This window comes from Bacillus sp. ISL-77 (genome assembly GCF_018613105.1).
The window spans coordinates 145680-152734 of record NZ_JAGGQY010000023.1 but is presented as its reverse complement, the minus strand read 5'-3'; the positions used below and the strand labels follow the sequence as shown (position 1 = coordinate 152734).

The following is a 7055-nucleotide window of genomic DNA, read 5'->3' as shown; positions in this document are numbered from 1 at the left end:
AAAAATAAACCGTTGTTGACACATAATCTTTCCAATCATTTTCTTGTCTTGAAGTCCTAAGATTTTCAGCTTTTATCCATGCGTAATATCCACTCCGGCTTACTCCTGCCATTTTACAGAGGTATTTTACCATCCTTGTAATTCCACACTTTGTGATAATCTTTTGGATAAGCATAAACTTCTCCGTTTTAGTTACTTTTTCTTCTTCGATCCCTGCCTTTCGAGTGCGTCTAACTTTTTTAAGAATTCTAGCTCCGCTTCTAAATACTTGATCCGTGCCTCAGCCTTCTTTAGGCTTTCCTCAACTGTAAGCTGCTTGGAGGATGGTCTACCAGTACTGCCTTTTCCACTCCGTTCCGTAAGGAACCCATCTTCTCCGAACTGATTAAAAGTTTTCCTCCACCGCTTTAAGCATTCTTTAGGTTTATCAGAACCAATCAGTTGTAGGTCAAACCCATGCTCAATAAAGATTTGTACGGGACCCTTTCCATTAAAATTCTCTTTTACAGCTCTAATCTTAAAGTCGGGTGTAAATGAAATGGAACGTTCTGACACATGGTTCACACTCGGATTAATCTCTAATAGCTTAATCTGAATCTCATTAAATATAAATTTACTCATTTTTTAACTTCCTCCGGTTATATCCTCTAAATGATTATAAACGGGTTTTAATGCAGTGGGACATAAAAAAACCCGAATAGGGGACTTTTTTAAGTGTCCATTATTCGGGTTATAGTTCAATGTAGAAATTTAGGGGCTTTTTTTAATAATAACAAAGAAGTTTTTTACCCTTTTTGCAGTGTCCTCTTTAGAGGGTAGACTTTTATAGAAAATTAAAGGCTAGTTACAGTGTGGTATACTAATATGTTCTCGTGTTTGTCATCGTACTATTTTTGTCGATTGCATTGAGAATCAAGTGTAAACGCTCACTTCCGAGAGACATTAGGGTAATTGATATGTAGCTTCTCGATACAACACTAGGAACGTTTGAGTCTGATTTGGTATTACAAGTCCTTTCATTTGTTGCGGAAAAAGAAAGAGAGGATATCAATAAAAGGCAACGAGAAGGAATCGAGTCTGTAAAAGCAAAGGGAAAACATTTGGGAAGACCGAGGATGAACCTTGAGTCCCTAATGGAGAAGCAAAGACTAATTTTTAATTTTAATTATGACCTATGGAAAAGGAAAGAAATAACTGCGGTAGATTTTATGAATCAAATGGACTTAAAGAAAAATACTTTTATAAAATTATTAATAAATATGAAGCAAGCAGACGATAGTAAAAAAAATCCCTTTTAAATGATCCCTTAACAATGTCAACAGGACATATAAAATAATATACTTGTTACGAAGGAGAGGACTATGGAAACCACGATTTCAAAAATAGATAAGGAAAAAGCTTGGGAATTGAGACATAAAGTCATGTGGCCAGATAAGGCCTTTGACTACATAAAATTAGAAGACGATCATTTAGGTATTCATTTTGGTCTTTTTAAAGAAAACATGCTGATTTCTGTCATCTCACTTTTTATAAATAATGAAGAATGTCAATTTCGAAAATTCGCGACACTTCAACTAGAACAAGGTAAGGGGCACGGAAGTACTTTGTTAGACTATGTAATAAAGGCTGCAATGGACTGTGGCGTGAAGAGAATTTGGTGTAATGCCAGAAAGAATAAGATGGATTTTTATAAAAAATTTGGTTTACAAGAAACCAACTACAGTTTTATGAAAGGAGGCAAATCCTACGTTATAATGGAAACAGATTTGTAGTACAATATAAAGACTACTTCATGGAAGTATGTTTAAGAAAATATATCATGTGTAAAATCTAATTCCATTGGATACCTAGTAATTGATAGACTATGAACCAGTGCTAAAGTCAGGTTGTTATTTTTTAAATATTGTTTGCACTTATAAAATAATATAAACTTTAAACATATGTTACAGAAAAAGGATGAGACTATGAGTGATTTTGCAATAGAAAGACCCATACCATATTATGAAAAATTATATCATTCAATTAAGAAAATGATATTTGAAGGAAAATTAAAGCCAGGTGAACGGATTATTGAGACCCAACTAGCTAAAGATTTTAATGTGAGTAAAAGTCCAATACGAGAAGCTATACGAATTTTAGAAAAAGAAGGACTTGTAATTGTTGATGAAAAATCAAGAGTTATGGTCTACCAACCAACTATGAAAGACGTTGAGGAAATTTATTTTTGCCGTATGGCACTTGAATCTTTTGCAGTTGGATTAGTTACGAGAATTGCTACAAACGCTGAATTAGATGAAATCGAAAAAACTCTGATGCAAACAGAACAGGCTATTCGTGATTCACAATCAAATGATACTATTATTACTCTAAATGAGATATTCCACAGTTTAATCATCCAGTACACTCAAAACCGTCGATTACAAAAACAACTGAGTGATTTGAAATCACTTATGTACTTCTTTCGAGTATTAAACTTTCAGGGAGAAAATCGAGCTGATATTATTCTAATTCAACATCGTGGAATATTTGATTGTATTAAAAAGAGAGAAGCTGACCAGGCTTCACAGGCAATGATTAATCATTTAAAACTTGATTTAGAACATTTAACTGAAGTACTGTCCAATTCATCTGAACAGACTAAACCATAATCTTTAAGGTTATGGTTTTTTGTTTGCTTTTCTTTAATTATAACAAAACAAAATGGCCTATCTTTTTAAATCCTATACAAAATTTTAATGTATTAGTGAAAATAAAGCGTAGTGGATCATATTTCTCAAATTAAGAAAATTATAAAAAACCCCTTGCTTAAAAATTTATATTACTGTAAAATCAAAACATAGATACAGTCGACCGGATACCGGCGACTGTAATTTCTCGAATTACACTTTTTAGAACAGTGAGGAGATTGACGATGAAAACATTAAAGATTGCTAACATCCCTGGAGACGGAATTGGAAAAGAAGTAGTTCCAGCAGCAACCGATGTTTTGAAAACGCTATCGGACATTCATGGTGGATTAAAGTTTGAGTTTACAACTTTCCCTTGGAGCTGTGAGTACTATCTCGAGCATGGTAAAATGATGCCGGAAGATGGTCTTGAGAGATTAAAAGATTTTGATAGTATTTTTTTAGGAGCAGTAGGTAACTTAAAGCTTGTTCCTGATCATATTTCATTATGGGGTCTTCTAATTAAAATCCGTCGTGAATTTGAGCAAGTAATTAATATTCGTCCAGCAAAAGTACTTGATGGAGTTAGGTCTCCTTTATTAAATCCAAAAGACTTTGACTTAATTGTTGTTCGAGAGAATAGTGAAGGCGAATATAGCTCGGTTGGAGGAAAGATATATCAAGGTGAAGATGAAATAGCAATTCAGAATGCTATTTTTTCAAGGAAAGGGACAGAAAGGGCCATGCGTTATGCTTTTGAATTAGCAAAAAAGCGTAGAAAGCATGTAACTAGTGCAACAAAATCTAACGGAATCTATCATTCTATGCCTTTTTGGGATAATGTGTTTGAAGAAGTATTAAAAGATTATCCAGAAATAAGTACAGACTCACAACATATCGATGCTTTATCAGCATTTTTCGTTACCCATCCGGAAAGATTTGACGTAATTGTTGCAAGTAATTTGTTTGGAGATATTTTGACAGATCTAGGTGCAGCTATCATGGGCAGCGTCGGAATTGCTCCAGCGGCGAACATCAATGTAAATGGAAAATTTCCTTCCATGTTTGAACCTGTTCATGGCTCAGCTCCAGACATTGTTGGAAAAGGTATTGCAAACCCAATTGGTCAGATTTGGACAGCAAAAATGATGTTGGATCACTATGGTGAAGAAGAACTTGGCAGCACATTAATGAATGTTATGGAAAGCGTAACGAGAGATGGAATTTTAACACCGGACATTGGTGGGAAGTACACGACAAAAGAGGTTACGGATGAAATCAATAACCGTCTTAAAGCTGTCGATAAAAAGGGAAATAATGTAGAGTTTGTTATTCAAAAGTAATTTGATAATAACAAATAAAAGAGATCCAGGGTACTGGTAACCATACTTACTAGTGCTTCTGGACCCAAGTAAATAAAACTTAATACAGTAGAAAAAGTGCTACAAAAAATATTACATCTTAGACTATAAACTCGAACAAACTAAGATAAAAAGAACTAATTAAATCAGATTTAGGCTAAATCATAATTAGATAAAGGAAAATCCAATGGAGGTGTTATTGTGGAAAATGCACAAAAAGAAATGGAAGTGCTTACAATTAATGAATCCGTAAAAAACAAACGATTTTTTCAATTAGAGGTTAGTTCTGTTCCCTTACCATTGTATATTGTATTTGCAACTATTGTTTTATCAGCAGCTTATTTTAAATTAATACCTGAAAATATGATTGGTGGATTCGGGATTATTCTCACTCTAGGAATGTTTTTAGGTCCATTGGGACAAAGTATTCCTATTTTCAAAGACATTGGTGGACCTGCCATCTTGTGTTTATTATTACCGTCAGTTTTAGTTTATTATGATGTGTTTAATTCAACTTCTTTAAATGCTGTTCATATTTTGATGAAAGAAGCAAACTTTTTATATTTTGTAATTGCAAGCTTGGTGGTAGGAAGTATTCTAGGAATGAATCGGACTGTTTTGATTCAAGGCTTAATCAAAATGTTTATTCCACTAGTAGTGGGAACTTTATCTGCTGTCACTGTAGGTATTGGTGTTGGAATGTTATTTGGTTATAGTGCTTACCACACTTTTTTCTATATTATTGTTCCTATTATTGCGGGTGGAGTGGGCGAAGGAATTCTGCCTCTATCTTTAGCTTTTTCATCTATCCTGGGAGGTACTCCTGAAAATTATGTGGCACAATTAATACCGGCAGCCGTAATCGGAAATATTATTGCCATTATTTGCGCTGGAGTATTGGTTCGCATTGGGAATAAAAATCCTGCTTGGAACGGAAATGGAATGCTTGTTAAGTCCAAAAAAGATAATGAAATTTTTAAACAGAAGGAGGAAAAGGTTGAAATTGATTTTAAATTAATGGGTACAGGGGTGCTATTAGCTTGTACATTGTTCATCTTCGGAGGAATGCTTGAGAAAGTAGTACTAATACCTGGAGCTGTATTGATGATCCTTGTATCAGCACTTGTAAAATATGCTAATTTACTTCCGAAAAAGATGGAGCAAGGAGCGCATCAACTTTACAAATTGGTTTCTACTGTTTTTATTTGGCCAGTCATGATAGGGTTAGGAATGTTATACATTCCGTTGAAGGATGTAGTTGCAGTAATTTCAATTCCATATATTATCGTATGTGCATCAGTGGTGATATCAATGACAGTGTCAGGGTTCTTCATTGGGAAATTTGTAAAAATGTACCCAGTAGAATCTGCTATTGTTACATGCTGTCACAGCGGTTTAGGAGGAACAGGAGACGTAGCTATTTTATCAGCATCAAATAGAATGGGACTTATGCCTTTTGCCCAAATTTCCACTCGTATTGGTGGAGCTTCTACTGTTATTTTGGCTAGCATTCTCTTGCGCATGTTTTCATAAGTAGAGAGTAATAATTACATCATAAATCGTGGTTTTGATGATCTCGTGAAAATTGTGATGACTTATAGAGTTTGAGTTTTTAGGACAGAGTATTAAGCGCTTACAAGTAAAAGAAATTTTTCATCGACGTTTCCTAAAAAACATCTTTAACAAAATCGGCCAGGCCCTTATAAAAAGCTTGGCTTTTTCTAATGACCTAGATATGGATTCTCCGTATCTTTCCTACTAATATAGCTGTCCTAATGGTAATTGAGCAGGTTAGAGTATATTAATAGATAATTTATAGAAAAGGACTTAACAATAATGAAAAAACATTTCCAGATTAGCCCTGTGTTAGCCCAAACGATTGTGGATGCAGCAAGAGAACTGATTGGGAAGGAGATAAGCTTTATACAATTAGATGGGGAAATTATTGCCAGTACAGATCCAAACCGCATTGGATCTTTTCATGAAGCTGCCTTCCTGGTCAAAGATAAGAGAATGGTGATAGAAGTTTCTGAAAATGACACATTCAAAGGTACGAAAAAAGGTATAAATTATCCCGTTATGATTGACCATGAGATGTTTGGTATCATTGGTATATCTGGCGATCCAGAAGAATGTAGGTCCCGTGGATTCATACTCACAAAAATTACAGAACTTTTAATTAAAGAGCAAATGACTGTTAGAAAAGTTCATTCTTTAGATGAACTACGTTCCTCCGTTGTCCGGATGCTAATTTTTGAAAATCAAAAAAAGGATGAAATCATAAATGAACACTTACACCAGCTTCAGTATGAGTTAGAAGAGAATGCGTTTGTAGCCATTATTCATCTACATGGCTTAAACAATCCATCTTCACTTCCCGTTAATATGCACGACATCTTACTGAAGCAGGGAATAAAGCTTTTTACTTATTTATTCCCAAACCAATATGCCATCATTGGCAATGAATCTCAATATAAAGCTGTGTTTCAATCCTTAGAAACTTATTTTCTTTCAATGGATATACGATGTTCGATTGGAATCGGTAGTGTTGGTGTTTTGGAAGAACTAGTAAAGTCCTATAAACATGCAAAACTCGCCTTAAAACATGCCATCTCCAAGCAATCACTAATATGTGAATATACAAAACTTGAGTTAGAAATGATTATGGAAAATATAGATCCACATACAAGAAATGACTATGTAACGAAACTAGTAGGTGAACTTACTGAAGAAGAAATAACACTCTTGCATATCTATTATAAAAACAATCTTTCACTAAAAAAAACAGCTTCAGATTTAATTATTCATAAAAATACATTACAATATCGCCTTGAGAAAATTGCCGAAAAAACAAAGGTAAATCCAAGAGATTTTCATGATTCCGTTAAACTTTATGTTGCTCTTCTACTTCAAACTCTTTAGTTTGAAGATTTTTGTTATTGATAACAAAAATCTTCCTATTTCTTTGTCAAACGGACCGTTACATCTTTATTTCCCTTTGTCTATAATCAAAGGTACAAGAAGGAGG

General features: G+C 34.1%; 6 protein-coding genes. 5 read left to right on the top strand and 1 reads right to left on the bottom strand.

Annotated elements, in window-relative coordinates:
• Positions 1-192: 192 nt before the first annotated feature.
• Positions 193-621, bottom strand: coding sequence for an HTH domain-containing protein (locus J7E77_RS09290; protein ID WP_214713628.1), 429 nt, complete (start codon positions 619-621; stop codon positions 193-195).
• A 740-nt stretch (positions 622-1361) separates the two neighbouring features.
• On the opposite strand from J7E77_RS09290, the gene J7E77_RS09280 reads away from it, so the two are divergent.
• The 5 genes from J7E77_RS09280 to J7E77_RS09260 all read left to right on the top strand — a co-directional run bounded on the left by J7E77_RS09280 (position 1362) and on the right by J7E77_RS09260 (position 6949).
• On the top strand, positions 1362-1772 hold the full coding sequence (locus J7E77_RS09280) for a GNAT family N-acetyltransferase (protein WP_251028023.1): 411 nt from the start codon (positions 1362-1364) through the stop codon (positions 1770-1772).
• 192 nt (positions 1773-1964) lie between these two features.
• Positions 1965-2648, top strand: coding sequence for a GntR family transcriptional regulator (locus J7E77_RS09275; protein ID WP_214713627.1), 684 nt, complete (start codon positions 1965-1967; stop codon positions 2646-2648).
• Between the two features lie 263 nt (positions 2649-2911).
• Positions 2912-4009 (top strand): tartrate dehydrogenase, encoded by a 1098-nt coding sequence (locus J7E77_RS09270; protein ID WP_214713626.1) that lies wholly within the window; start codon positions 2912-2914, stop codon positions 4007-4009.
• Between the two features lie 219 nt (positions 4010-4228).
• The gene (locus tag J7E77_RS09265; RefSeq protein ID WP_374102960.1) at positions 4229-5560 is read left to right on the top strand and encodes a 2-hydroxycarboxylate transporter family protein; all 1332 of its coding nucleotides are present in this window, start codon (positions 4229-4231) and stop codon (positions 5558-5560) included.
• Between the two features lie 303 nt (positions 5561-5863).
• Positions 5864-6949 (top strand): CdaR family transcriptional regulator, encoded by a 1086-nt coding sequence (locus tag J7E77_RS09260; RefSeq protein ID WP_214713625.1) that lies wholly within the window; start codon positions 5864-5866, stop codon positions 6947-6949.
• Positions 6950-7055: the final 106 nt, after the last annotated feature.

What these genes read in the sequence shown, in the direction of transcription:
- J7E77_RS09280 (WP_251028023.1), top strand. Translation starts at nt 1,362, where the DNA reads ATGGAAACCACGATTTCAAAAATAGATAAGGAAAAAGCTTGGGAATTG.
- J7E77_RS09260 (WP_214713625.1), top strand. Translation starts at nt 5,864, where the DNA reads ATGAAAAAACATTTCCAGATTAGCCCTGTGTTAGCCCAAACGATTGTG.
- J7E77_RS09275 (WP_214713627.1), top strand. Translation starts at nt 1,965, where the DNA reads ATGAGTGATTTTGCAATAGAAAGACCCATACCATATTATGAAAAATTA.
- J7E77_RS09270 (WP_214713626.1), top strand. Translation starts at nt 2,912, where the DNA reads ATGAAAACATTAAAGATTGCTAACATCCCTGGAGACGGAATTGGAAAA.
- J7E77_RS09290 (WP_214713628.1), bottom strand. Translation starts at nt 621, where the DNA reads ATGAGTAAATTTATATTTAATGAGATTCAGATTAAGCTATTAGAGATT.